Origin of the sequence: Streptomyces mirabilis (assembly GCF_018310535.1) — a bacterium.
Taxonomy (GTDB): domain Bacteria; phylum Actinomycetota; class Actinomycetes; order Streptomycetales; family Streptomycetaceae; genus Streptomyces.
The window spans coordinates 6208671-6233188 of record NZ_CP074102.1; the positions used below are offsets into that span (position 1 = coordinate 6208671).

Annotated in this window: 23 protein-coding genes, 1 other RNA gene and 1 pseudogene; 8 read left to right on the top strand and 17 right to left on the bottom strand. The window is 71.3% G+C overall.

Annotated features, from left to right (window positions below; all coding sequences use genetic code 11):
- Nucleotides 1-22: 22 nt before the first annotated feature.
- Nucleotides 23-1309, bottom strand: coding sequence for a hypothetical protein (locus SMIR_RS27335; protein WP_248002891.1), 1287 nt, complete (start codon nt 1307-1309; stop codon nt 23-25).
- A gap of 256 nt (nt 1310-1565) precedes the next feature.
- Between SMIR_RS27335 and SMIR_RS27340 the strand changes: the two genes are divergently transcribed.
- Genes SMIR_RS27340 through SMIR_RS27350 form a run of 3 tightly spaced genes read left to right on the top strand, consistent with a single transcriptional unit; the run spans nt 1566 to nt 4429 of the window.
- Nucleotides 1566-2423, top strand: coding sequence for a Nif3-like dinuclear metal center hexameric protein (locus SMIR_RS27340; protein ID WP_168490921.1), 858 nt, complete (start codon nt 1566-1568; stop codon nt 2421-2423).
- Nucleotides 2420-3163: a zinc ribbon domain-containing protein gene (locus tag SMIR_RS27345; RefSeq protein WP_168500980.1), complete on the top strand. Its 744-nt coding sequence runs from the start codon at nt 2420-2422 to the stop codon at nt 3161-3163. The genes SMIR_RS27340 and SMIR_RS27345 overlap by 4 nt, the downstream gene beginning before the upstream one ends.
- Before the next feature lie 12 nt (nt 3164-3175).
- Entirely contained in the window at nt 3176-4429 is a 1254-nt protein-coding gene (locus tag SMIR_RS27350; protein WP_168490912.1) for a bifunctional RNase H/acid phosphatase, read from the top strand.
- Nucleotides 4430-4509: 80 nt separating this feature from the next.
- Here SMIR_RS27350 and SMIR_RS27355 read toward each other — a convergent pair whose 3' ends face one another.
- Entirely contained in the window at nt 4510-5322 is an 813-nt protein-coding gene (locus tag SMIR_RS27355; RefSeq protein WP_168490911.1) for a helix-turn-helix domain-containing protein, read from the bottom strand.
- A gap of 115 nt (nt 5323-5437) precedes the next feature.
- On the opposite strand from SMIR_RS27355, the gene SMIR_RS27360 reads away from it, so the two are divergent.
- Nucleotides 5438-6454, top strand: a complete 1017-nt coding sequence (locus tag SMIR_RS27360) for a zinc-dependent alcohol dehydrogenase family protein (RefSeq protein WP_168490910.1) — start codon at nt 5438-5440, stop codon at nt 6452-6454.
- Here SMIR_RS27360 and SMIR_RS27365 read toward each other — a convergent pair.
- Both SMIR_RS27365 and yaaA read right to left on the bottom strand, forming a co-directional pair.
- Nucleotides 6438-7088: a bifunctional 4-hydroxy-2-oxoglutarate aldolase/2-dehydro-3-deoxy-phosphogluconate aldolase gene (locus tag SMIR_RS27365; RefSeq protein ID WP_168490909.1), complete on the bottom strand. Its 651-nt coding sequence runs from the start codon at nt 7086-7088 to the stop codon at nt 6438-6440. The genes SMIR_RS27360 and SMIR_RS27365 overlap by 17 nt on opposite strands.
- A gap of 109 nt (nt 7089-7197) precedes the next feature.
- On the bottom strand, nt 7198-7980 hold the full coding sequence (gene yaaA / locus SMIR_RS27370; protein ID WP_168490903.1) for a peroxide stress protein YaaA: 783 nt from the start codon (nt 7978-7980) through the stop codon (nt 7198-7200).
- A gap of 166 nt (nt 7981-8146) precedes the next feature.
- Between yaaA and SMIR_RS27375 the strand changes: the two genes are divergently transcribed.
- Nucleotides 8147-9583, top strand: coding sequence for an RNB domain-containing ribonuclease (locus SMIR_RS27375; protein WP_168490900.1), 1437 nt, complete (start codon nt 8147-8149; stop codon nt 9581-9583).
- Here the strand turns inward: SMIR_RS27375 and SMIR_RS27380 are convergent.
- Nucleotides 9534-10136, bottom strand: coding sequence for a hypothetical protein (locus SMIR_RS27380; RefSeq protein ID WP_168490897.1), 603 nt, complete (start codon nt 10134-10136; stop codon nt 9534-9536). The genes SMIR_RS27375 and SMIR_RS27380 overlap by 50 nt on opposite strands.
- Nucleotides 10133-10885, bottom strand: a complete 753-nt coding sequence (locus tag SMIR_RS27385; protein ID WP_212727508.1) for a MerR family transcriptional regulator — start codon at nt 10883-10885, stop codon at nt 10133-10135. The genes SMIR_RS27380 and SMIR_RS27385 overlap by 4 nt, the downstream gene beginning before the upstream one ends.
- Before the next feature lie 114 nt (nt 10886-10999).
- Between SMIR_RS27385 and SMIR_RS27390 the strand changes: the two genes are divergently transcribed.
- The 3 genes and pseudogenes from SMIR_RS27390 to rnpB all read left to right on the top strand — a co-directional run bounded on the left by SMIR_RS27390 (nt 11000) and on the right by rnpB (nt 13185).
- A complete protein-coding gene (locus SMIR_RS27390) occupies nt 11000-11827 on the top strand; it encodes an AraC family transcriptional regulator (RefSeq protein ID WP_168490892.1) in 828 nt (275 codons plus the stop codon).
- A gap of 49 nt (nt 11828-11876) precedes the next feature.
- A pseudogene (locus SMIR_RS44975) lies at nt 11877-12713 on the top strand (EamA family transporter); the annotation flags it as partial.
- Between the two features lie 64 nt (nt 12714-12777).
- Nucleotides 12778-13185: RNase P RNA component class A (gene rnpB, locus SMIR_RS27400), an RNA gene on the top strand.
- Nucleotides 13186-13378: 193 nt separating this feature from the next.
- Here the strand turns inward: rnpB and SMIR_RS27405 are convergent.
- The 11 genes from SMIR_RS27405 to SMIR_RS27455 all read right to left on the bottom strand — a co-directional run bounded on the left by SMIR_RS27405 (nt 13379) and on the right by SMIR_RS27455 (nt 24458).
- Nucleotides 13379-14182, bottom strand: coding sequence for an Rv1363c family protein (locus SMIR_RS27405; protein ID WP_422664467.1), 804 nt, complete (start codon nt 14180-14182; stop codon nt 13379-13381).
- Between the two features lie 48 nt (nt 14183-14230).
- A complete protein-coding gene (locus SMIR_RS27410; protein ID WP_249938487.1) occupies nt 14231-14764 on the bottom strand; it encodes an Rv1363c family protein in 534 nt (177 codons plus the stop codon).
- A complete protein-coding gene (locus tag SMIR_RS27415) occupies nt 14731-16008 on the bottom strand; it encodes an MCE family protein (protein ID WP_168490888.1) in 1278 nt (425 codons plus the stop codon). Before SMIR_RS27415 ends, SMIR_RS27410 begins: the two co-directional genes overlap by 34 nt.
- Nucleotides 16005-17285 carry an MCE family protein gene (locus SMIR_RS27420; protein WP_212727510.1) on the bottom strand — a complete coding sequence of 427 codons (1281 nt, stop codon included), beginning with the start codon at nt 17283-17285 and terminating at the stop codon, nt 16005-16007. Before SMIR_RS27420 ends, SMIR_RS27415 begins: the two co-directional genes overlap by 4 nt.
- Nucleotides 17282-18406 (bottom strand): MCE family protein, encoded by a 1125-nt coding sequence (locus SMIR_RS27425; protein ID WP_249938488.1) that lies wholly within the window; start codon nt 18404-18406, stop codon nt 17282-17284. The genes SMIR_RS27420 and SMIR_RS27425 overlap by 4 nt, the downstream gene beginning before the upstream one ends.
- Nucleotides 18403-19383, bottom strand: a complete 981-nt coding sequence (locus SMIR_RS27430) for an MCE family protein (RefSeq protein WP_168500977.1) — start codon at nt 19381-19383, stop codon at nt 18403-18405. The genes SMIR_RS27425 and SMIR_RS27430 overlap by 4 nt, the downstream gene beginning before the upstream one ends.
- 281 nt (nt 19384-19664) lie before the next feature.
- Complete coding sequence (locus tag SMIR_RS27435) at nt 19665-20702, bottom strand: MCE family protein (RefSeq protein ID WP_168490884.1); 1038 nt, start codon at nt 20700-20702, stop codon at nt 19665-19667.
- Nucleotides 20699-21934, bottom strand: a complete 1236-nt coding sequence (locus SMIR_RS27440) for an MCE family protein (RefSeq protein ID WP_168490882.1) — start codon at nt 21932-21934, stop codon at nt 20699-20701. Before SMIR_RS27440 ends, SMIR_RS27435 begins: the two co-directional genes overlap by 4 nt.
- 5 nt (nt 21935-21939) lie before the next feature.
- Complete coding sequence (locus SMIR_RS27445) at nt 21940-22743, bottom strand: MlaE family ABC transporter permease (RefSeq protein WP_168490879.1); 804 nt, start codon at nt 22741-22743, stop codon at nt 21940-21942.
- Between the two features lie 3 nt (nt 22744-22746).
- On the bottom strand, nt 22747-23517 hold the full coding sequence (locus SMIR_RS27450; protein WP_168490876.1) for an MlaE family ABC transporter permease: 771 nt from the start codon (nt 23515-23517) through the stop codon (nt 22747-22749).
- Entirely contained in the window at nt 23514-24458 is a 945-nt protein-coding gene (locus SMIR_RS27455; protein WP_168500976.1) for an ABC transporter ATP-binding protein, read from the bottom strand. Before SMIR_RS27455 ends, SMIR_RS27450 begins: the two co-directional genes overlap by 4 nt.
- Nucleotides 24459-24518: the final 60 nt, after the last annotated feature.

Consider the following 24518-nt stretch of genomic DNA (forward strand, 5'->3'; position numbering starts at 1 on the left):
CCGGGGGATTCTAACCGGTCGCTCACGCGGGGACGGGAGCGGGTGACCTGTTCTCGCCCCCGGGCCCCCCTTCGGTCCGGACGGCCTCGTCCGCGGGCGCCGGACGGGCGGAAAGGGGCCGCCTCTTCACAGGGGACTGCCCGCTCAGAGGTGCCTGTTGGAGGGGGACCGGGCGCGCCGCGGGCCGTTCCGGCGGAGGGGGCGCCTGTGACGTCACCGCGGCGACGGGTGCCGTCATCTTCGTCACCCCGCACGGCACCGCCCCCGTCGCGTACGGCAGTTGGAGGACCCCCTCCCTGGTCCACAGGCCCGTGCCCGCCAACCAGCCCTCCGGGGGTGGGAGATGGTGGACCTGGCGTTCGACCGGCCGCCACACGCCCACCCAGCTGCCGGCCGGGCCGTCGATGCGCAGCGCCACCGCGCAGCGCTCAGGCGTCAGTACCTGCCCCGGCTGGATCGCGAACGGCGTCACCGCGCAGTCGGTGGCGCGCAGACAGTCGGGGAAGCGGATCGGCAGGGTGCTGCCGAGGACGCCCCAGCCGAGACGGTCGTGGCCCGGGGACGGCGCGTCGGAGCGGATCAGCAGCAGTCCGCTGTCGGCGTCCGCGAGCAGCAGCCGGTCGTCGCTGTCCGCGGCGATCTGCAGCAGTGGCGTTACTTCACCGCCGCGCCCCAGGTCGACGACCACCGTCTTGGTCCGGCCGTCCCGGCAGCGGTCCAGGGCCAGCAGGCGCCCCGTGCCGTCCAGCCAGACCCCGCCCGAACAGCGGCCCGGCACCTCGGCCAGGTGCTCGGGCCCGAAGGCCCCGCCCGCCACCAGCCACACCGCGGTGGAGTCCCGGCCCGCGGCGAGGGCGTACGCGTGCTCCCCGTCCGGCGCGGGCGGCAGCAGCCACAGCCGGGTGTCCTCGTCGTGGCACTCCACCGCGCCGAGGAGCAGCTCCCCGGTGCCGGGCCCGGTCGGGTACAGCAGCGAGAACGTGTGCCGCCCGTCCGCGACGCGGTGGATCAGCACCCGCCCGTCGGTCATCGGCAGCACCTCGGTGCCGGGCTCCTCCGGCTGGTGGGACGGCAGCGGTACGGCGTAGGGCTCGGGGCCGTCCAGCGTCCAGCGCTCCGGGAACCAGCATTCGCCGTCCAGGGCGAGGCGGGCCGCGTAGGTTCCGTTCGCGGCGATCACACAGGTGGGGCGGGCGATCACATCTCTGGGGCGGGCGGTCGCATCCGCGGGGCGGGCGGTCACGTCCGCGGGGCCAGTGGCCCGCTCGTCCCCGGGTTCCGCCGCAGCTTCGGTGGCACAGGCCGTCATGGTTCGGTCACCTCCGGCGACGAAGCTAGTTTTCGTACGCACAGACGTGGGACCGGCGGGCGGGCGCTTCACACATAAGGGTGGCCGTCCCGCGATTCGCCTGAGGGAACGGCGACGCGTGTGCTGAGCGGGGCGGGGAGAGGGCGGTGGGGCCCGGATCACCGGGTGCCGCCCGCCTCCGGGACCTCTGGTCGCGTACCCCGGGACCCGCCCGCGACCGGTGGGGCACCGGCCCAAGCCAGGTAGCCTTTTCCCCGTGCCCCGTCTGTCTGAAGTCATCGCCGCGCTCGACGCCCTCTGGCCCCCCGAGAGGGCCGAGGGATGGGACGCGGTCGGCACCGTGTGCGGCGAGCCCGACCAGGAGATCACCCGGGTCCTGTTCGCCGTCGACCCCGTTCGGGAAATCGTCGACGAAGCGGTGAAGCTGGGCGCGAACCTGCTGGTCACCCACCATCCGCTCTATCTGCGCGGGACGACGACGGTCGCGGCCGACACCTTCAAGGGCCGGGTCGTGCACACCCTCATCAAGAACGACATCGCGCTGCACGTCGCCCACACCAACGCCGACCGCGCCGACCCGGGAGTCAGCGACGCCCTCGCCGGGGCACTCGACCTCCGGGTCGTACGGCCGCTCGTGCCGGACCCCACCGACCCCGAGGGCCGTCGCGGCCTCGGCCGCGTCTGTGAGCTGGACCACCCGCTGACCGTCCGTGAACTTGCCGCGCGCGCCGCCGGGCGACTGCCCGCCACCGCGCAGGGCATCCGCGTCGCCGGTGACCCCGAGGCGGTCGTACGGACCGTCGCGGTCAGCGGCGGTTCCGGCGACAGCCTCTTCGACGACGTGCGCGCCGCCGGCGTCGACGCCTTCCTCACCTCGGACCTGCGCCACCACCCGGCATCGGAGGCCCGCGCCCACAGTCCTCTCGCGCTGCTCGACGCGGCGCACTGGGCCACCGAGTGGCCCTGGTGCGAGCTGGCCGCCGCCCAGCTCGACGAGATCTCCGACCGCAAGGGATGGGGCCTGCGGGTCCACGTCTCCAAGACGGTCACCGACCCCTGGACCGCCCACGCGGCGTCCACCGAAACACCTAACGCAATGGGAGCCCCCAACTGAACGCCGCGCCCGCCGACCAGATCCGACTTCTCGACGTCCAGGCCCTCGACGTACGCCTGCAGCAGCTCGCGCACAAGCGCAGGTCCCTTCCCGAGCACGCCGAGATCGAGTCCCTGAACAAGGACCTCACGCAGCTGCGCGACCTGCTCGTCGCCGCGCAGACCGAGGAGAGCGACTGCGCCCGCGAGCAGACCAAGGCCGAGCAGGACGTGGACCAGGTGCGCCAGCGCGCCAACCGCGACCAGCAGCGCCTGGACTCCGGTGCCGTCACCTCTCCCAAGGACCTGGAGAACCTCCAGCGCGAGATCACCTCCCTCGCCAAGCGGCAGGGCGACCTGGAGGACGTCGTCCTCGAGGTCATGGAGCGCCGTGAGTCCGCGCAGGAGCGGGTCGCCGAGCTGACCGGGCGGACCTCCTCCGTGCAGTCGAAGATCGACGACGCGACCGCCCGCCGGGAAGCCGCCTTCGAGTCCCTCGACGGCGAGGCCGCCTCGGTGACGAAGGAGCGCGAGGTCGTCTCGGCCTCCGTCCCCGCCGACCTGCTGAAGCTCTACGACAAGCTGCGCCAGCAGCAGGGCGGCGTCGGCGCCGCGCGGCTCTACCAGCGCCGTTGCGAGGGCTGCCGCCTGGAGCTCAACATCACCGAGGTCAACGACGTGAAGGCGGCCTCCCCGGACACCGTGCTGCGCTGCGAGAACTGCCGCCGCATCCTGGTGCGTACGTCCGAGTCCGGTCTGTAAGGGGCGCGGGGCGTGCGGGAGTTCATCGTCGAGGCCGACGGCGGTTCCCGGGGCAACCCGGGGCCCGCGGGGTACGGCGCCGTGGTCATCGACGCCGCCACCGGGGAGACACTGGCGGAGCGTGCCGAGTACATCGGCATCGCCACCAACAACGTCGCCGAGTACCGGGGCCTGGTGGCGGGCCTGCGCGCCGCCCACGAACTGGACCCGGCCGCGCGCGTCCGGGTCCGGATGGACTCCAAGCTCGTCGTCGAGCAGCTGTCCGGCCGCTGGAAGATCAAGCACCCGGACATGAAGCCCCTGGCCGCGGAGGCGGCCCGCGTCTTCCCGCCCGACCGGATCACCTACGAGTGGATGCCGCGCGAACAGAACAAGCACGCGGACCGACTGGCCAACGAGGCGATGGACGCGGGCAAGCGGGGCGAGCAGTGGTCGCCGTCGACATCGACGGCGGAACTGGAGGCGCAGGGTTCGCGAGCGCCCCTTCAGGGGCGCGGGGAACTGCGCGACCAGCCCCCACAGCCCCGCACTGCGACGACTCCCGGCGGCGAAGCCGTGAAGGCCGACGCCGATGTGCGGGCCGCACAGCACGTGGCCACCGCCCCGCAACCGACCGTCGGCTGGGGCGCGGCCCCCGACATGGGCGCCCCCACCACCTTCGTTCTCCTGCGCCACGGCGAGACCCCCCTCACCCCCCAGAAGCGTTTCTCCGGCAGCGGCGGCACCGACCCGTCGCTCTCGGACGTGGGCCGGGAACAGGCCGAGCGCGTCGCCGCCGCGCTGGCCGCGCGCGGCACCGTCGAGGCGATCGTGGCGTCGCCACTCACCCGTACCCGCCAGACCGCCGCCGCCGTCGCCGCCCGCCTGGGACTGGACGTCGCCATCGAGGACGGCCTGCGCGAGACGGACTTCGGCGCCTGGGAGGGCCTCACCTTCGCCGAGGTGCAGGAGCGGTACCCCGACGACCTGAAGACCTGGCTCGCCTCCCCGAAGGCCGAACCGACCGGCGGCGGCGAGAGCTTCGCGGCGACCGCCCGCCGCATCGCCACCACCCGCGACAAGCTCATCGCCTCCTACGCGGGGCGCACCGTCCTGCTCGTCAGCCACGTCACCCCGATCAAGACCCTCGTACGGCTCGCGATCGGTGCCCCGCCGGAGTCCCTGTACCGGATGGAGCTGTCCGCGGCCTCCCTGTCGGCGGTGGCGTACTACGCGGACGGCAATGCCAGCCTGCGCCTCTTCAACGACACCTCTCACCTGCGCTGAGCGGCCCGGACCCGGAGGTCACCCGCGCCGAGCGGCCCGGGCCCGGAGGTCACCCGCGCCGAGCGGCACGGACTTGGAGGTCACCCGCGCCGAGCGGCCCGGGCCCGGAGGATCTCGGCGGTCTCCCGGTCCGCCGGGAGGAACGCCTCCAGGTGGAGCTCGGCGAGCGTCACGTCGACCGCGGTCGCGAACGACGTCAGCGTGGTGAGCAGTCTCAACTCGCCCTCCGCGCACCGCAGTCGCAGCGGTACGGCGAAGCCGAGATAGTCGGCGCCGGGCTCACTCGCCGGTACGTGTTCCGCCAACTCATCGGCCAGGGAGCCGAGTCGGGGATCGGGGCTGCGCACGGCACGGGCCCGCAGGTTCTCCACGATGTGCTGCCCCCACGCGTCCAGGTTCACCACCCGTGAGCCCATCCCGCGCGGATGCAGCGCGAGCCGCAGCACATTGACGGGCGGCGCGAGCAGCGCGGGGTCCGCGCCCTCGGTGAGCACGTCGAACGCCTCGTTCGCCGCGACGAGTTCACCCCGCGGCCCGGCCACCACCGCCGGATACGGCAGATGCCCTTCGAGAATGCTGTCCAGCGCCTCCCGTACGGGCTTCAGCGCGACCGCGTCGAGCGGTGACTCGGCGAACGCGGGCGCGTAACCGGCCGCCAGCAGCAGCGAGTTGCGCTCCCGCAGTGTCAGGCCGAGCGACTCGGCGAGCCGGATCACGATCTCCCTGCCGGGCACCGACCGTCCGCGCTCGATGAAACTGACGTACCGCTGGGTCGTCCCTGCCCGCGAGGCGAGCTCCAGCTGACTGACCCGGCGGGCGGTGCGCCAGCGCAGCAACTCGCGGGCGAAGGGCGGGGGTTCGGTCACCGAGGCGGCTGCGGTGCTGATGGTCATGGCTCAGTTGTACGTCACGGGTACGACAGTCCCGCCATACCTCACCGGGAATTGAGCGGCGTACCCCCTCCGAGCAGCATGGACGTATCCACGGAGCACACCCCAGGGAGCCGACATGCGCGCCTACCACCTCGAAACGCCCGGCACCGTCGACGGCATCGTCTCGCGCGAGACGGACCGCCCCGGGCCCGGCCCCCGCGACATCCTCGTCCGCGTCCGCGCCGTCTCCCTCAACAAGCGCGATCTGCTGATCCTGAAGGGGACCTATCCACTGAAGGCCGTGCCGGACGTGATCCCGGTGAGTGACGGCGCGGGCGAAGTCGTCGCGGTGGGCGCGGAGGTGACCCGGTTCGCGGTCGGGGACCGGGTGGCGAGCACGTACTTCCCGAAGTGGATCGACGGCCGGATCACGCCCGCGCTGATCGACCAGCCCGGCGCCACCCTGCCCGGCATGCTCACCGAGTACGCGTGCCTCGACGAGAACGCGGCGGTGCGGGTGCCCGACCACCTGGGCTGGGAGGAGGCCGCCTGCCTGCCCTGCGCGGGCGTCACGGCCTGGCACGCGTTGACCGGCGGCGAGGCGGTGGTCCCCGGCGAGACGGTGCTGACACTCGGCACGGGCGCCCTCTCGCTGTTCGCCGTACAGTTCGCGAAGCTGCTGGGCGCCGAGGTCGTCGCCACGACATCGAGCCCGGAGAAGGCCGAGCGACTCAAGGCCCTGGGCGCCGACCACATCGTGCGGTACGCCGACCACCCCGCGTGGGGACAGACGGTCCGCGACCTCACGGGCGGGCGCGGCGTGGACCTCGTCGTCGAGACCGTGGGCCCGGAGACGATCGAGCAGTCGGTCCGCGCCTCGGCGCTCTACGGCAGGATCGTCCTGGTCAGTGCCAACAGCCCGCGCAAGGCCTCCCTGGAGATCACGACGGACGCGCTCGCGTCGAGCCTGGTGACGATGCGGCGGCTCTTCGTCGGCAGCCGTACTCACTTCGAGTCCATGAACCGGGCCCTCACCCTGCACGGCACCCGCCCGGTCATCGACCGGGCCTTCGGCTTCGACGAGGTCCACGAGGCGTTCCGCCACTACGAGTCCGGCGTGGCCTTCGGCAAGGTCGTCATCCGCGTGGCCTGAGCGCGGCCGCCTCGCGCGCCAGGCCCTCCACGCGCCCCCAGTCCTTCGCCGCGATCGCGTCCTCGGGAAGCATCCACGTCCCGCCCACACAGCCGACGTTGGGGAGGGCGAGGTAGTCCGGCGCGTAGGCGGGGCCGATCCCGCCCGTCGGGCAGAACCGGGCCTGCGGCAGCGGTCCGGCGAGCGACCTGAGGTACGCCGTGCCGCCCGCCGCCTGCGCCGGGAAGAACTTCATCTCCCGCACCCCGCGCTCCAGCAGCGCCACCACCTCCGAGGTCGTGGACACCCCCGGCAGGAACGGCACCCCGGACGCCTTCATGGCATCGAGCAGTACGTCGGTCCAGCCGGGACTGACCAGGAAGCGGGCGCCCGCGGCCACGCACGCCGTCACCTGCGCCGGCGTGATGACGGTGCCCGCGCCGACCACCGCGTCCGGCACCCCGTCCGCGATCGCCCGGATGGCGTCGAGCGCGCAGGGCGTCCGCAGGGTCACCTCTATCGCGGGCAGCCCACCCGCGACGAGTGCCGCGGCCAGGGGTACGGCGTCCTCGACCTCGTTCACCACGACGACGGGAACCACGGGGGCGAGATCCAGCACGGAGGCGGCGGGAACCGAGGGCAGCGGTGAACTCATGGCCTCATCGTGCCCTCGTCGTGCAGCATGCGCAAAGGGCGTTGCATATGCTGCAACAGCACCTCTGGTGCGCCTCCAGCGCGCCTCTGGCGCACCTGTGGTGCAACCTCTAGTGCACCTCGTTCACCAGCACATCCAGCGCCCAGGCCGTCCCCGCCCGCGCGGGCGGGGACACCTCCACCTCGTACCCGAGGTCCCGCAGCGCCTCCACGAGTTCCGCCGGATGGGCGGGCGCGGCGCCCGCTGCCAGCAGACTCCGTACGATCCGCCCCTTCGTCGCCTTGTTGAAGTGGCTGACCACCTTCCGGGTGGGCGCGTGCAGCACCCGGACCGTCGCCGTCCGCCCGGCGACCTCGCCCTTCGGCTTCCACGCGCCCGTGTACGCCGAGGACCGCAGGTCGAGCACCAGCCCGTCGCCGGCCGCCTCGGGGAGCGCGGCGGCCATCGGCGTACGCCAGTGCGCGCCCAGCGCCCCGAGCCCCGGCAGCCTGACTCCCATCGAGCAGCGGTACGACGGGATCCTGTCCGTCACCCGGACCGCGCCCCACAGCCCGGAGAAGACGAGCAGCGAGCGGCCCGCGCGCCGCTTGGCCGCCGTGTCCAGCGAGGCCAGGTCCAGGGCGTCGTACAGCACTCCCGTGTAGATCTCCCCGGCCGGGCGCGCGCCCGAGGTGCGCAGCGCCGTGTTCTTGGCGATCTCGCCGCGCAGGCCCTCGCTCAGCCCGAGCACCTCGCGGGCCTTCTCCTCGTCACCCGCGCACAGCTCGGCCAACTCGTCGAGGACCGCCTGACGTGCCTCGGTGAGCCCGGGCAGGGACAGCGACTCCAGCTTCAGCGCGGTTCCCCGGCCGGAGGGCGCCTTGCCCTCGGAAGGCGGCAGCAGCACGAGCACGGTGGTGTTCTCCTAACGGTGGGTATGGCCCGGCGCCAGCCTAAGGGGTCCTCCCGGACGTCGAACGCGCTCGGAGCGCCACCCCTATGTCCGGACGCTCGGGGTGCCGCCCGGACGTCCGCACGCTCGGGGTGCCGCCCGCAGGCACGCGACCTACGCTCGACCCATGCCGTGCCGCCACATCCGCGCCACCTGCGTACCGGGGGCTCCTCTGCAGGCCGCCCTGTGCGCCCTGCGGACCGAGCTGGGTGTGCCCGCGAGCTTCCCGCCCGGCGTACTGGAGGAGGCCTCCCGGCCACCCCGCCTGCCTCCCCACGACGCGACGGACATCCCCTTGTTCACCATCGACCCGCCGACGTCCACCGACCTCGACCAGGCGATGCACCTGTCCCGCCGCGAGAACGGCCGCGGCCACCGCGTCCGGTACGCGATCGCCGACGTCGCCGCCTTCGTCGCCCCCGGCGGCGCCCTCGACGCCGAGGCGCACCGCCGCGTGACGACCCTCTACTTCCCGGACGAGAAGGTCCCCCTCCATCCGACCCGGCTCTCCGAAGGCACCGCCAGCCTCCTGCCCGACCAGACCTGCCCGGCCGTGCTCTGGACGATCGACCTGGACGCGGACGGCCGCACGGAGAGCGTCGACGTACGCCGGGCCCTCGTCCGCAGCCGCGCCAAGCTCGACTACGCGCACGTACAGAAGTCGATCGACGACGGCACGGCGGAGGAGTCGCTCGCCCTCCTCAAGGACATCGGGACACTGCGCGAGCGCCTGGAGGTGGAGCGCGGCGGGATCTCCCTCAACGTCCCCGAGCAGGAGATCGTCGAGACGGACGGGACGTACGAACTCGTCTACCGCGCCCCGCTCCCCGCCGACGCCTGGAACGCGCAGATCTCCCTGCTCACCGGGATGGCGGCGGCCGACCTGATGCTCGCGCACGGCACCGGCGTCCTGCGCACGCTGCCCGCCGCCCCCGACGGCGCGGTCGGCCGCCTTCGCCGCACGGCCAGGGCCCTGCACATCGACTGGCCGCACCACGTCTCGTACGCGCGGCTCGTCCGCTCCCTCGACCCGCATCTGCCGCGCCACGCCGCCTTCCTCCAGGAGTGCACGACGCTGCTGCGCGGCGCGGGCTACACGGTGTTCCGGGGCGGCGTCCTCCCGGACGTCACCTCCCACGCCGCCGTGGCCGCGCCCTACGCCCACTGCACGGCCCCCCTGCGCCGTCTCGTCGACCGCTACGCCTCGGAACTCTGCCTGGCCGCCGCCGCGGACGAACCGCCCCCCGACTGGGTCCTCACCGCCCTGGACACCCTCCCCAAGGAGATGGCCGAGGGCTCCCGCCGCGCGGGCATCGTGGAACGCGAGTGCGTCGACATCGTCGAGGCCGCGCTCCTCAAGGACCGGGTCGGGGACATCTTCGACGGATCTGTGGTGGACGTGATGGAACGTCAACCCACGGTGGGCACAGTCCAGTTGGAGTCACCCGCGGTCGTCGCCCGCATCGAGGGCGGCACGGTGACGCTGCCGCTGGGGGAGCGGTTGCGGGTCCGCCTCACCCAGGCCGACCCGGGGACGGCGAAGGTGCAGTTCGCGCCCGCGTGAGGGCCCGTACGAGTTCGTCGGGGTCGTCCGCGTGCAGCCGTACGAGACGGACGCGACGTTCCCGGCCCAGGAAGCTGAAGTGCGCTACAGGGGCGGCCAGTTCGATGGTCACGTCGGTCTGGGCGCCCACGGCGAGGTTCAGTTGGCCCTCGGCGGGCTCGTGCGTGGTGCGCAGCTCGCGGCGCGCCGTCGCGATGTCCGCCAGGGGTATCCGCAGGTCCACGTGCGCGCGGTCGCGGACGCGCAGGTGCGTGGAGTCGAGGATGTGCGGACGCGTCACGCAGGCCGCGTGTATGCCGACGACCATCAGCACGGTGTAGACGTCGAGGACGAGAACGACCGCGTGGACGACCGGCCATCCGCGCAGCAGCACCGCCATCCCGGCCGTCTCGACGACGCACACGAAGGCGAGTCCCCACATCATGGCGCCCTGGCCCCGCGCGTGACCGAAGGGGCGGCCGTCGCGCGTGCCGTGCGTCCGCCGGGTCACCCACAGCAACAGGCTCGCGAACAAGCGCAGTTCATGCCGTACGAGGGCGCGCGCGATCCTCATCGCCCGCGCTCCGTGAACAGCAGCATCGCGCGCCGGATCGCCTCCGCCTGCGCCGGGGCGACGTCGGCGTAGAGGGCGCGCAGAAAGCTGTCGTCGAGGCCGGGAGCGAGGTCGGCCTCCTGGAGCAGGGAATCGGGCAGGCAGTCGGCGAGTACCCGGGCCGCCTCGTCCACGCGCGGGTCGTCAGGGTCGGCGTCGGCGAGCGCGTCGAGGAGCGCGTACACCTCGTGCGCCCGCGCCACGGCGGCGGGCGTTTCGAAGGCGCTGCCCAGCGCTGCCATCAGCCGCTTCCGGTTCTCGGGCGAGGCCACGGTGTCGATCAGCGCGAGCACCTCGCGGTCCCTGGCGGCCATGGGGGACTCGGGGCCGTGCGCCATCCCCGTGAGCAGCGCGGCCAGTTCGGGAGAGACGGGGCCCTCGGCGGGCAGGTTCCCGTCCTGGTCGAGCAGGGCGCGCAGCCGCTCCCGCCGCTCCCGGATCGCCGCCTCCTGCCGGGCGAGATCGGTGTCGAGCTCCTCCAGCACTTCGGCGAGATCGCGCCCCGCGTCGTCCGCGAGCACGTCCCGCACCTCGGCGAGCCCCAGCCCCAGCTCGGTCAGCCGCCGGATCCGGGCGAGCACGACGGCGTGCCGCAGTGTGTAGTCCCGGTAGCCGTTGGGGCGCCGCTCGGGCTCCGGCAACAGCCCGAGATGGTGGTAGTGCCGCACCGTCCGCGTCGTGACACCGACGGCGAGTTCTCCGATACGCATGCCCCCAGTAGAAACGTTGACGTTGCGGCAAGGTCAAGCGAGGAGATCCTCGGCGGCATGGAAACACGGGCCGCCGGCGTTGCACTCCTGACGAGACCGACCGGGGAGGCGGCCATGAGTGCACGACGTGAAGAGGCCCGCTGGACCCGGGCCACTCTCGGCCGTGACGGTCCGCCCCTCGACCTGCTGACCGCACACTTCGACCAGCACCGCTACGCACCGCACGCCCATGACGAGTACACCATCGGAGTCTGCGTCGGCGGCTCCGAGATCATCGACTACCGGGGCGGCCGCATCCGCACCGGCCCCGGCTCGATCGTCGTCCTGGCCCCGGGCGAGATGCACACCGGCGGCCCGGCCGCCTCCGACGGCTACGCCTACCGGGCGCTGTACGCCGAGCCTTCCCTGCTCACCGAGGGAATTCTGGGCAGCCCCCCGCACTTCCGGGACCCCGTCCTCGACGACCCCGAACTGGCCGCCGCCCTGCGCATCGCCCACACGGACCTGAGCGCCTGCCCCGACCCCCTGGAGGCCGAGTCCCGCCTCCCCTGGCTGCTGACCGCCCTCGCCCGCCGCCACTCCACGTCCCGCCCGGCGTGCGACACGGTCCGGGGGGCGGCGCACATCGCCTTCGCCGTACGCGACCGCCTCGCCGACGAACTCCAGGCACCCCCGTCACTCGCCTCCCTCGCCATCGACCTGGGCCTCTCCCGCTACCAACTCCTGCGCGCCTTCCGTACGACGATGGGGATACCGCCGTACGCCTGGCTCGCCCAGCACCGTGTGAACCGGGCCCGCGCCCTGCTGGAGAGCGGCCTGCGCCCCGCCGAGGTCGCCCCGCTCGTCGGCTTCGCGGACCAGGCGCACCTGACGCGCTGGTTCCGCAGGGTGCTGGGGGTGACCCCGGCGGCGTACCGAACAAGCGTGTCGCCGACGGCGTAGCGCAACAGCGTTCAAGACAGTCGACCGCCGGGCGGCCGAAACTCCCCCCATGACTGCACGCGGCTGGTTCCTGTTCTCCCTGATGGGAGTGGTCTGGGGCATCCCCTACCTGATGATCAAAGTGGCGGTGGACGGCGTGTCCCCGTCGACGGTGGTGTTCACGCGCTGCGCGGTGGGCGCAGCGCTGCTGCTCCCCTTCGCCCTGCGCCAAGGGGGTCCTACTGGATTCGGCCGGACCATACGAACCCACTGGCGCCCCATGCTGGCCTTCGCGTGCATCGAGATCATGGTCCCGTGGTGGACCCTCACGGACGCCGAGCGCCACCTCTCCAGCTCCACGGCGGGCCTGCTGATCGCCGGGGTGCCGATCGTCGGCGTGGCCGCGGCCCGCCTCTTCGGCGACACGGAACGCCTCGGCGCCCGCAGGATGACCGGCCTGGCCCTCGGCCTGTCCGGCGTCGCGGTCCTCACGGTCCCGCACCTGACCGGCGGCGACGCCCGCTCGCTCGCCGAGGTACTGCTGACGGTGATCGGGTACGCGACCGCCCCCGTCATAGCCGCCCGCCACCTCAAGAACGTCCCCTCGCTCCACCTCACGGCCGCGTGCCTGACCCTGGCGGCCCTGGTCTACGCCCCCGCGGCGGCCGTCACCCACCCCTCCGGGCTCCCCTCCCCACAGATCCTGGCCGCCCTCGCCGGCCTCGGCGTCATCTGCACCGCGGTCGCCTTCGTGGCCTTCCTGGAACTGATCAAGGAGGCGGGCCCGACGCGGGCGACGGTGATCACGTACGTCAACCCGGCCGTCGCCGTCGCGGCGGGTGCCGTCTTCTTGGACGAACGCCTGACTCCGGGCGTCCTCGCCGCCTTCGCCCTCATCCTGGCCGGCTCTGTGCTCGCGACGGCCGGCCCGAGGCGCACCACTCGCCCGGTACCATGGTCCACACGGCAGACGAGCCGGGCGGACGGCCGCGTGGAGGTCCTTGTGGACCTTCCCGAGGAACGTCCGGGCTCCACAGGGCAAGGTGGTGGCTAACGGCCACCCGGGGTGACCCGCGGGACAGTGCCACAGAAAACAGACCGCCGGGGACCTCGGTCCTCGGTAAGGGTGAAACGGTGGTGTAAGAGACCACCAGCGCCTGAGGTGACTCAGGCGGCTAGGTAAACCCCACCTGGAGCAAGGTCAAAAGGGGCCGCTTGGTGACAGGCGGTCCTGCGCGGACGTTCGAGGGCTGCCCGCCCGAGTCCGCGGGTAGACCGCACGAGACCGGCGGCAACGCCGGTCCTAGATGGATGGCCGTCTCCCCGGCCGCCGCGAGGCGCCCGGGCGACAGAACCCGGCGTACAGCCCGACTCGTCTGCCGCCACCTGCGGCTTTGCCTCGGAAAGGGCCTCTGACCTGCGTCGGAGGCCCTTTCCGGCCTTTCGGGGGCTTGCCGTGTCAGGCGGCGAAAAAACGTCCGCACAGCTCAGAGGCCGCATCCACGAATCGCGCAGCCGTCCCCGGCATGCAACCCGCCTCGTCTGCCCTTCAGCCCCCGGAAGAAGCAGATGTCAGAGCGCGTCGACCCCGCTCACCCTCCAGCCGTCGGACGTAAGAGCCACCGTCATCCGCACCCGGTTCAGGTCCACGCGGGAGCCCGAGACCTGGGTGCTCGTGGTCACCTGGTTGACGAAGAGGAGGACCACGGCCCGGTCGGCCGAGGCCGAGATCACGGAGGCCGCCGGGGAGCCGCCGGTGGGCTGCGCCACCGTGGCCTTCACCACCCCGTGGTACTTCCTGGCCGTCGGCCCGACCACCGTCGTGGTGGTCTTCCGGTACTCGTCGCGGAAGTGCCCGGTGAGCCGGGCGCGGGCCGCGGCGAAGTCGCGGTCCAGGTGCCTGTAGTCGTACGACAGCACGACTGGCGCCGCCTGGCGTGCGGCCGCGAGTGCCTGACCGCGTGTCTGTTCGGCCCGCACGCCCTCCCGGTAGCGCCACCCGAGAACGGTGGCCGCGACCAGGCCCGCCAGGAGCAGGACACCTAGGGCGGCGGTGAGCAGCCGCCGCCGACCGTGCCGCGTAGCCGTACCGGAGCCGGGCTCGCCCTCCTCCTGCGGCGGGTCCTCCTCGAAGCACTCCGGCGAGGGCTCGGGCGGGTCGTCCCAGCCGTCCTCATCGGGGGCCTCGATGAGCACGGTGCGGCCGGCGGTCGATGCCTCGGGCCGTCCCGGGGCCTCCTCGTCGGTGGACGCCGGGTCCGGTTCGAGGTGGCCGCGCTCCGCGCGCTTGGCCGCCGCGCGGGCGGCCGCGGTCATGGTGTGCCGGGTGCCGGATCCGGAACCGGAGCCGCGGCTTCGGGTGGTCGTCTTCGCCACGGTCTTACTCCTCATGTCCTCATGGGTCGTATGGCGGGGAGGGCGCGGTCAGCCGACGAACTCGACGTCGGAGGTCAGCCAGCGGCCGTTTCGGTGCACCAGGTCGAGCTGCAGCCGATAGGTGCGCGCCTCGCCCTTGGGGGCGGCGGTGTTGGTCACCTTGCTGTCGGCGACCACCAGGACGCGGGCCGAGTGCTCGTCGGAGCGGACGATGCCCGCGTCGAGGACCTGGCCCTCGGACACGGACTCGTTCTCGGCGACGAGCTTGGTCAACTGCTCGGTCTGCGCGGCGAACTGCTTCTTGAAGTCGCCGGTGGCGCCCTGGAGGACGTTCGCGCTGTCCCGGTCGTAGTGCCGGTAGTCGAGCGAGGTGAAGTTCAGCGCCGACTGGCGGGCCGCGGCCAGGATGTCCTGGCGCCGCTGCTCCGCCTCGCGCTGGTGGTAGAGCCCGAAGCCCAGCCAGATCGTCAGCGTGGTCGTGAGGACGGTCGCCACGATGAGCCCCACCGACCAGGCACTGCCCGACAGAGCACTTCTCCTGGCCCCGCTCATGCCATCGGTCCGACTAGCAGCCATTGCCACGACTCCCTTCCGAACACCGCCTGTTGGCCGCCCGTCGAGCCGATCTCGACGGGCCTTCCGTCCGGGCCGGTGGCGGTACCGGTCTCCGGGTCGTACGGCGTGACCTGCGCCGCCTGGTTCGCGTCGTTGGAGGTTGCCGACGCGCCGGGGGCGTTCTGCGCGCCCCGTACCGACGTCTTGCTTCCGCGCGGGGCCGTGCAGCGCGCGTCGGTGTTCGCCTCGCGCGGGCTGGTGTCCGAGGGATCGCGCCGTGCTGTCCCGTACCCCTGGGTGCACGGCGGCGGGTCGTCGGCGTTCACCACCAGGCCGAAGTGGGTGGTGCCGTCGCCCGGGACGACCGTGTAGCTGCCCGCGACCAGCGCCGGGAAGGTGACCAGGGACTGCTCCACGCCGGGCAGGCGGGCCAGCGTGACCTGACCGCCGCTGATCAGATTCGCCAGCAGGACCGACAGCTGTGGCCCGGTGGACTTGAGCAGCGAGTTCACCTGCTGCGCGGCCGGCGTCGCGTTGCCGATCAGTTTGCGCAGGTCCCCGTCGCTCGACTTCAGCTGTGCCGTGAGAGCCGCCAGGTCGTGCGCGAACGACTTGATGGACGAGCCCTGGTCGGACTGCGTCTTGAGGACCTTTCGCGAGTCCTCGATCAGCGAGATCGTCTGGGGGAGTGACTCGGAGGCCGACTCCACGAGCGCGTTGCCCGAGTCCACCAGTCGGCTCAGATTCGGGCCGGTGCCCGAGAAGGCCTTGCCCAACTCGTCGACGGTGACTCGTAGATCGCCCTTGCCGACCGAGTTGACCAGCCGGTCCAGGCTGAGGACCAGGTCCGTCGTGGGCAGCGGCACGCGGGTGCTGCCGCGGGGGATGGCACTGCCGTCGAGGAGATATGGGCCATGCGAAGTACGCGGCTGTAGATCTACGTATTGCTCGCCCACCGCCGAGCGGTTCGCCACCACGGCCAGGGTGTCCGCCGGGATGCGTGGCGCGCCGTCCTTGATGTCCAGGGAGACCGAGATGCCGTCGGAGCCGGTCAGCCGCAGTGCGCCGACGCGGCCCACCGGCACCCCGCGGTAGGTGACCTCGGCGCCTTGGAAGATGCCTCCGGAGTCGGCGAAGTCCGCCTGCACGGTGTAGCCGCGGCCCAGGACGTCGTCCACCAGGCCGGTGTATTCGGCGCCGACGTAGGACACCCCGACGGCGGTGACGGTGGCGAAGGCCAGGAGTTGGGCCTTGACCGTACGGCTGATCACGGCTGAACCCCCTTCAACATCAGCTCCGCGAGAGCGAGGTCTATCCCCTTGGGTAGCTCCGCGTCGGTTGTGTAGCTGCTGGTGCACACCGGCGGGCACAACGGACCGCCGCCGCCCGACGGGGCCGACGGCACCGACGGCACCGAGGGGGACGACGGCAGGCTCGGTGTGCTCGGCAGCGCGGTGGGTGTCGGAACGCTCGGCAGGTCAGGGAGATGCGGTACGTCGGGAGTGCCGGGCTTCTGGGAATCGCCTCTGCCCCGGCCGGAGTTGCCGTCCGTCACGTTCCCGTACAGGTCCGACAGATCGAGGTCGGCGGTGATGTCGAGGTTGACGTAGTCACCCTTGACGGCGTCCACCACGTTGCGTGGGAACGGGTAAGTGGTCAGCAACTCCAGAGAGTTGGGCAGATCGTCGCCTGCCTTGTTCAGCTGCCGCAGGATCGGCCGCAGCTGCTTGAGGTTCGCGACCGTGTCGTCGTGCGACGCCGTGACCACCTTGGCTCCTGTCTTGCCGAGCTTCGAAAGGGCGGTGAGCATCCTCGTCAGATCGCGCCGCTGGTCGGCCAGGACCTTCAGAGCGGGTGGCATCGCGTCGACGGTCTGGGCGATCGTCTTCTTCTCCTTGCCGAGCCGCCCCGCGAGCCGGTCGACGGCCTTGAGGGCGCGGACGATGTCCTTGCGCTGGTCGTCCAGACCGCCGATGAAGGTGTTCAGCTCCTTGAGCAGCGATCTGACCCGGTTCTCCCGGCCGTTCAGGGCCTTGTTCAGCTCCACGGTGATCGTCTTGAGCTGGGCCACTCCGCCGCCGTTGAGCAGCGCGGACAGTGCGGACAGCACCTCCTCGATCTCCGGATTGCGGCCGCTGCGGGACAGCGGAATGCGGTCGCCGTCGCCGAGCCGCCCCACGGGCGCCGTGCCGGACGGGGCGGAGAGCGCGACGTACTTCTCGCCGAGCATGCTGGTCTGCCGCAGCTCCGCGACCGCGTTGGCGGGCAGCTTCACCGAGTCGGCGACCCGCAGCCGTACGCGCGCGTGCCAGCCGTCCAGCTGCACCTTCTCGACCGCGCCCACGGTGACGTTGTTGACCTTCACCGCCGACTGGGGCACCAGGTCGAGGACGTCGCGGAACTCGACGGTGACGTGGTACGCGTGACCGTCGGCGGCGGCTCCGCCGGGCAGCTGGACGTCGTACCAGCCGTTGAACTCGCACCCGGAGAGCAGCAGCGAGCCGACCGCGGCCCACGCGACCGCCCCGACCTTGCGCAGTGCGCTCATGCGCTCGCCCCCAGAATTCCGCCGAGCGTCCGGTCGACCGTTCCCGTCACCGCGGAGCCCTGAGACACCTTCGGCAGGGAGTCGAAGAGATCCTTCAGCTCCTTGCAGTCGGGGTTCTTGCCGCCTTCGTCGCCGGTCGTCTTCAGCACGGAGCACAGCAGCGAGGCCGGATCCTGAGCCTGCTGGGCGTTGTTGCGGGTGTCGAGGGTGCCCGAGGACGGGTTGTAGGCGTTGTTCAGGTTCGACAGACCCGTGGGGGCGACCTCCAGCAGCTCGGCCAAAGCGGCCCGTTGGGTGACGAGCACCTTGGTCACCTTGCTGAGGCCCTTCACGTTCGAAGTCAGCGACTTCTTGTTGTTCTTCACGAAGGCGGACACGTCGCCGAGCGCCGGTCCCAGGTTCCGCAGCGCGTCCGCGAGGTCCTTGCGCTCGCCCGAAAGCTGCTCGGCGACCTCGGCGAGGCTGGTGTTGAAGGACCGCACGCTCTTGTCGTCGGCGGCCAGCGCAGCCGTGAACACCTGCAGGTTCCGTACCGTGCCGAACAGGTCCCTGCGGCCGTCGGACAGCGTGGTGACGGCCTGCGAGAGGTCCTCGACCGTCTGGTTGAGGTTCGCGCCCTGGCCGTCGAGGTTGTCCGCGCTCACCGCGAGCAGCCGTGACAGCGAGCCGTCCTTGTTGGCGCCGTTGGGGCCGAGCGCGTCGGCCGTCGTGTGCAGACTGTCGAAGACGCGGTCCAGTTCGACCGGTACGGCCGTCCGCGTCTCGGGGATGACGGCGCCGCTGCGCAGTACCGGGCCCTTTCGGTACACCGGCAGCAGTTGTACGTAACGGTCGCTGACCACCGAGGAGTTGATGATGGCGGCCTTGGCGTCCGCCGGCACCTTGCGGCCTTCGTCGTACTTCAGCTCCACCCGCACCCGGTCGCCCTCCGGCGTGATCTTCTCGACCTCGCCGATCCGGACGCCGAGGACGCGGACGTCCGAGCCGGGATAGATGCCGACCGTGCGCGGGAAATACGCGGTCACGTACACGGACTCGGAGCGCGGCCACAGCACGTAGGTGAGCGCGGCGACGAGGGCGAGTGCGGTGACCACGGCCACGCGCCTCTTCAGGTTCTTCACTGCGTGCCTCCCGTGCGCGGCACCACCGGAGCGGCGACCAGGTTCTGGACGTAGCTGTCGAACCAGCGGCCGTTGCCGAGGGTGTTGCTGAAGACCCGGACGTACGGCGCGAGCAGCTTGACGCTCCGGTCGAGGCTCGACTGATTTCGTTCGAGCATCTGCACCACGCGATTCAGGCCCTTGAGCGCGGGCCCGATCTCCTTGTCGTTGTCCTCGACCAGGCCGGAGAGCTCGATGCCCAGCGCTGCGGAGCTCTTCAGCAGCCTGTGGATCGCCTTGCGCCGCTTGCTGATCTCCTTGAACAGCTGGTCGCCGTCCTTGACCAGCGCGGTGAAGTCCTCGGAGTGCTCGGCCAGCACGCCCGTGACGCCGTTCGCGTGGTCGAGGAGTTCGCCCAGCGCCTTGTCGCGCGAGGCGACCGTCCGGGAGATCTTCGACAGGCCCTTGATGGACGCCCGCACCTCGGCGGGCGAGTCCTGGAACGTGGTGGAGATGGTGTCCAGGGCCTTCGCCAACTGGTCGGTGTCGACCTTCTCCGTCGTCGTAGTGAGATCGCTGAACGCCTGCACGACGTCGTACGCCGGAACCGTCCTCTTCAGCGGTATCTCGCTGCCGGGCTTCAGCTGTCCCGGTCCCTTGGGGCGCAGCGCGAGGTACTTCGCGCCGAGGATCGTCTTGACCCGGATCGAGGCGCCGGTCTCGGTGCCGAATCCAGGATCGCCCTTGATCTTGAAGGTGACCTTGACGTGGTCACCGTCCAGATCGACGTCCTCGACCTTGCCGACCTTGACGCCGGCGATCCGCACCTCGTCGCCGGGCTTGAGGCCGCCCGCCTCCGAGAAGGCCGCGCTGTATGTCTCGCCTCCGCCGATCAGCGGCAGGCTGTCGGCGTTGAACGCGGCCACGGTCAGCAGCGCGAGGAAGGTGAGACCGACGGCTCCGATCACCACGGGGTTGCGCTCGCGGAACGGGGTCAGCCGCGGGCGGCGTATCCGGACGCTAGGCAGCTTGGGCGGGTCGATGCGGACTTTGACCAGGGGTTCCGGGCGGCGGGGACGGGGTGCCCGGCGCGGAAGCAGCCGTATCTTCGGGAGCTTGGGCGGGTCGATGCGGACTTTGACCAGGGGTTCCGGGCGGCGGGGGCGCGGTGCCCGGCGCGGAAGCAGCCGTATCTTCGGGAGCTTGGGCGGGTCGATGCGGACCTTGACCAGCGGCTCCGGGCGGCGCTTACGGGTCCTGCGCGGAAGGAAGTGCTTTGTCATGCGCCGCACCTCGCGCTCGCCACGTGCAGCTCGGGAGTGAGCACCTGCTTCGTCTTCGGCAGCACGATCCGGCCGTCGAAGTCGCAGAGGTAGAAGTTGAACCAAGAGCCGTAGGACGCCGTCCCCGTCAGCTCGTTGAGCTTGTTCGGCAGCCGCTTCAGCACGCCCTCCACGGTGTTCTCGTTCTTGTTCAGCGTTCCGGTGAGATCGGTCAGCTCGGCGATGTCGTCCTTCAGGGGCGGACGCGCGTCCTTGAGCAGCCCCGAGGTGGCGTCCGTGAGGTCGCCGATGCCCACCAGCGACTGTCCGATGGGCTTGCGGTCGGCGGACAGTCCCGAAATCACTCGCCGCAGCTGCTTGAGCAGCCCGGAGAAGCGGGCGCCGCGTTTGTCCAGCGTCTCCAGCACGGTGTTGAGGTTGTCGATCACCGCCCCGATCAGCTTGTCGCGGCCGGCCAGGGTCGTGGTGAGCGAAGCCGTATGCACCAGCAGGCTGTTGACGGTGCCGCCCTCGCCCTGGAGTGTCCGGATGATCTCGGTGGCGAGCTGGTTGACGTCCTGCGGGCTGAGCGCGGCGAACAGTGGCTTGAAGCCGTTCAGCAGCGCGTTGAGGTCCAGCGCGGGCTGCGTGCGCGACAGCGGGATCGTGGCGCCGGGCTTCAGCCGGGTGCCGTCTCCCGCGCCCTCGGTCAGGGCGACGTAACGCTGTCCGACCAGGTTCCGGTAGCGGACGACCGCGCCGGTGCTGTTCAGCAGCGGACGGTCCGCGCCGACGCTGAAGGTGACCTGCGCCAGCGTCCGGTCCTTGATGCTGATGTCCTCGACCTCGCCGACCCGTACCCCGGCCACCCGGATGTCGTCGCCCTTCTCCAGGCCCGTCACGTCGCTGAACACCGCGTGATACGTGTGCTCGGGGGTGAGGGAGATGTTGACGATGGTGGCGGCGAGCAGAGCCGTCGCCAGGATCGTCACCAGGGCGAAGAGACTGAACTTGATCAGCGGGGCAGCGGCCCGCCGGGCTCCTGACGTCCTCATGCGACGCTCACCGCCGTCCCGCGCGCCATCGGTCCGAACAGCAGGGTCGCGACCGGCGGCACCTCGTCAGCGGGCACGCCCATGACGGGCGCCACGAGCGAGCCGACGGAGCGCTGCTCGGCCCGGGTGGCGGAGACGCCGACCGGACTGGACGAACTGCCCTTCGCCGAACCGTCGTTGAGGTGAATCCCGGGCGCGGGTACCGGCGGATGGGGCAGGTCGCGGCAGTCGGGCCCCGACCGGTCGTCGTAGCGGGGGTACTCGCCGGGTTCGTACGCCCCTTGCTGACGGACGACTTCGAGCGTGATGTGCATCTTGCCGCCGCGGAACGCCTGCTCGGATGCCTGTTCCTCGCGTACCAGGCCGGCGAGGAGGCAGGGGTACTCGGGCGAGTAGCGGGCGAAGAGTTCGAGCGTGGGGCGGGAGACCCGGCCCAGGGTGATCAGCCGGTCGCCGTTCGCGTCGAGGAAGTCGTTCGCGGTGGCCGCGGCGGTGGCCGTCGTGGTGAGCGCGGACGCGAGCCGGTCCCGCTGCTCGACCAGGGTGCGGCTGGTGGTGACGGTGTTGCGCAGGATCGCCATCAGATCGGGAGCCGCGTCGCCGTACACCTCGGCGACGTCGGCCAGCCGTGCGAAGTCCTCGGTGAGGGACGGCAGATGAGGATTGAGCCGGTGCAGATAGTCCTCCACGCGCGTGAGGTTGTCGCCGATCCGGTCGCCGCGCCCTTCGAGGGCGGTGGCGAACGCGGAGAGCGTGGCGTTGAGCTTGCCGGGCTGCACCGTCTGCAGCAGCGGCAGCAGGTCGTTCATCAGCTGCTGGAGCTCGATGCCGACGCGGGTGCGGTCCTGGGTGATGACGTCCCCCGCGCGGATGGGCCTGGCCGAGGAGCGCGCGGGAGCGACCAGGTCGACGTACTTCTCGCCGAACAGCGTCTTGGGCAGCAGACGCGCGTGCACGTCGGAGGGGATGTCCGCGACGTACTCCGGCTTGAGCGCGATGTCGAGCGTCGCCTTCGTCCCGTCGGCGTGCACCGCGCGCACCTCGCCGACCAGCAGTCCGCGCAGCTTGACGTCGGCGCGCGGATCGAGCTGGTTGCCGAGGCTGTCGGCCTCCAGCTCGATCCGTACGGCCGGGGTGAACACCTGCTGGTACACGGCGACGGACAGGGACAGCAGCAGCGCGAGCACGGCGAGGAACACGACGCCGTACAACCGCAGTCTCAGCACTCTCATTCGGCTCACCCCGCAATCCGTACGGTCGTGTTGGCGCCCCAGATCGCGAGCGACAGGAAGAAGTCCAGGACGTTGATCGCGACGATCGAGGTGCGCACGGCGCGGCCCACGGCGACGCCGACGCCCGCCGGGCCGCCGCTCGCGTAGTAGCCGTAGAAGCAGTGCACGAGGATGATCAGGACGGCGAAGACGAGCACCTTCCCGAAGGACCACAGCACGTCGACCGGCGGCAGGTACTGCTGGAAGTAGTGGTCGTAGGTGCCCGCCGACTGCCCGTAGTAGCCGGTGGTGATGGTGCGGGCGGCGAAGTACGAGGACAGCAGTCCGACCACGTACAGCGGGATCACCGCGACGAAGCCGGCGATCATCCGGGTGGTCACCAGGAACGGCAGCGAGGGGACGCCCATGACTTCGAGGGCGTCGGTCTCCTCGCTGATCCGCATCGCGCCCAGCTGCGCGGTGAACCCGGCACCAACGGTCGCGGAGAGCGCGAGACCCGCCACCAGGGGAGCGATCTCACGCGTGTTGAAATACGCCGAGAGGAACGCCACGAAGTTGGAGGTGCCGAGCTGGTTGAGTGCGGCGTACCCCTGCAGGCCCACCTCCGTGCCGGTGAAGAACGACAGGAAGGCGATGACGCCGACCGTGCCGCCCACGACGGCGAGGGCGCCGCGCCCGAAGCTCACCTCGGCGAGCAGCCGCAGGATCTCCTTCTTGTAGCGGCGCAGGGTGCGGCCCGTCCACGCCAATGAGCGGCCGTAGAAGGACAGTTGGCTGCCCAGCTCCTCCAGACGATTCAGCAGCGCCATGACTCAGCCCCTCTGCGGAACGACTTGGAAGTACACGGCGGTCATCACGAAGTTCGTCACGAACAGCAACATGAAGGTGATCACCACCGACTGGTTCACCGCGTCGCCCACACCCTTCGGGCCGCCCTTCGCGGTGAGTCCCTTGTACGAGGCGACGATCGCGGCGATCGCGCCGAACACCAGCGCCTTGATCTCCGCCGCCCACAGGTCGGAGAGCTGGGCGAGCGTGGTGAAGGAGGCCAAATAGGCGCCCGGTGTGCCGTTCTGCAGGACGACGTTGAAGAAGTAGCCGCCCGCGACGCCCACCACCGACACCAGGCCGTTGAGCAACACCGCCACCACCATCGAGGCCAGGACCCGCGGGACGACCAGCCGGTGGATCGGGTCGATGCCCAGCACCTGCATCGCGTCGATCTCCTCGCGGATCTTCCGCGCCCCGAGGTCCGCGCAGATCGCCGTGCCGCCGGCGCCCGCGATCAGCAGGGCGGTGACGATCGGCGATGCCTCGCGCAGCACCGCAAGCACCGAGGCGGCCCCGGAGAACGACTGGGCGCCGAGCTGCCGGGTCAGGCTGCCGATCTGCAGCGCGATGACCGCACCGAAGGGGATGGACACGAGGGCCGTCGGCAGGATGGTGACGCTCGCGACGAACCAGGCCTGCTGGATGAACTCCCGTGCCTGGAACGGCCGTCGGGGCACGGTCCGGACGACGTCCAGCGCCATCGCGAAGAGGTTCCCCGAGTGCCTCAGCGCCCCGGTAGGTGACAGCCTCATGCGCCGGTCACCGCCTTCCGGTGCAGCTCGGCCTCGCGTCTCGCGATCGCCTCCCAGCGGGGCGGACGAGCGATGCCGGGGCCCGGCATCAGGCGCGGCGTCATGTCGTTGCCGACGTGGCGGGGTTTCCGGTCCGCGTCGCCGAGCCGCGCCAGCTCCTGCTCGACCTGCGCGGCGTCCTTCTCCTCCGCCATCCCGATCGGCCCCTGCATCCGGCCGTTCAGAAACTGTTGTACGACGGGCTCGTCGCTGGTCAGCAGCTTCTCGCGGGGCCCGAACATGACCAGCTCGCGCCGGAACAACAGCCCGATGTTGTCCGGCACCTGGCGGGCCGAGGCGATGTCGTGCGTGACGATCAGGAACGTCGCGTTGATCTGCGCGTTGAGGTCGACGATGAGTTGGTTGAGGTACGCGACGCGCACCGGGTCGAGTCCCGAGTCCGGTTCGTCGAACAGGATGATCTCCGGATCGAGGACCAGCGCTCGCGCCAGCCCGGCCCGTTTGCGCATCCCGCCGGAGATCTCGCCGGGCAGCTTCCCCTCCGAACCGATCAGCCCGACCATGTCCATCTTCTCCAGCACGATGCGCCGGACCTGGCTCTCGGACTTGCGGGTGTGCTCGCGCAGCGGGAAAGCGATGTTGTCGTACAGGCTCATCGAGCCGAACAGCGCACCGTCCTGGAACAACACCCCGAACAGCTTCCGCACCTCGTACAGCTCGTGCTCGCGCAGCTTGGTGACGTCCCGGCCCGCGACCTTCACGGAACCCCGGTCCGGCTTCAGCAGTCCGACGAGCGTCTTGAGGAACACCGACTTGCCCGTGCCCGAGGGGCCGAGCATGACCGAGACCTCCCCGGCGGGCAGCGTCAGCGAGACGTCCTGCCAGATGACCTGGTGACCGAAGGACTTGGTCAGCCCCTCCACACAGATCTCGACACCCATCCGGTCCACCCTTCGGCCGTGGAGCAGCTCCGACATCTGCTCTACGGGGAGGGGCCGGGC

Excerpts from the sequence above, each read along its gene's own strand:
- SMIR_RS27450 (WP_168490876.1), bottom strand. The coding sequence starts at position 23,517 with ATGAGGCTGTCACCTACCGGGGCGCTGAGGCACTCGGGGAACCTCTTC.
- SMIR_RS27455 (WP_168500976.1), bottom strand. The coding sequence starts at position 24,458 with ATGGGTGTCGAGATCTGTGTGGAGGGGCTGACCAAGTCCTTCGGTCAC.
- SMIR_RS27380 (WP_168490897.1), bottom strand. The coding sequence starts at position 10,136 with ATGAGGATCGCGCGCGCCCTCGTACGGCATGAACTGCGCTTGTTCGCG.
- SMIR_RS27435 (WP_168490884.1), bottom strand. The coding sequence starts at position 20,702 with ATGAGGACGTCAGGAGCCCGGCGGGCCGCTGCCCCGCTGATCAAGTTC.
- SMIR_RS27385 (WP_212727508.1), bottom strand. The coding sequence starts at position 10,885 with ATGCGTATCGGAGAACTCGCCGTCGGTGTCACGACGCGGACGGTGCGG.
- SMIR_RS27355 (WP_168490911.1), bottom strand. The coding sequence starts at position 5,322 with ATGACCATCAGCACCGCAGCCGCCTCGGTGACCGAACCCCCGCCCTTC.
- SMIR_RS27420 (WP_212727510.1), bottom strand. The coding sequence starts at position 17,285 with ATGAGCGCACTGCGCAAGGTCGGGGCGGTCGCGTGGGCCGCGGTCGGC.
- SMIR_RS27360 (WP_168490910.1), top strand. The coding sequence starts at position 5,438 with ATGCGCGCCTACCACCTCGAAACGCCCGGCACCGTCGACGGCATCGTC.
- SMIR_RS27365 (WP_168490909.1), bottom strand. The coding sequence starts at position 7,088 with ATGAGTTCACCGCTGCCCTCGGTTCCCGCCGCCTCCGTGCTGGATCTC.
- SMIR_RS27335 (WP_248002891.1), bottom strand. The coding sequence starts at position 1,309 with ATGACGGCCTGTGCCACCGAAGCTGCGGCGGAACCCGGGGACGAGCGG.
- SMIR_RS27390 (WP_168490892.1), top strand. The coding sequence starts at position 11,000 with ATGAGTGCACGACGTGAAGAGGCCCGCTGGACCCGGGCCACTCTCGGC.
- SMIR_RS27375 (WP_168490900.1), top strand. The coding sequence starts at position 8,147 with ATGCCGTGCCGCCACATCCGCGCCACCTGCGTACCGGGGGCTCCTCTG.
- SMIR_RS27445 (WP_168490879.1), bottom strand. The coding sequence starts at position 22,743 with ATGGCGCTGCTGAATCGTCTGGAGGAGCTGGGCAGCCAACTGTCCTTC.
- SMIR_RS27440 (WP_168490882.1), bottom strand. The coding sequence starts at position 21,934 with ATGAGAGTGCTGAGACTGCGGTTGTACGGCGTCGTGTTCCTCGCCGTG.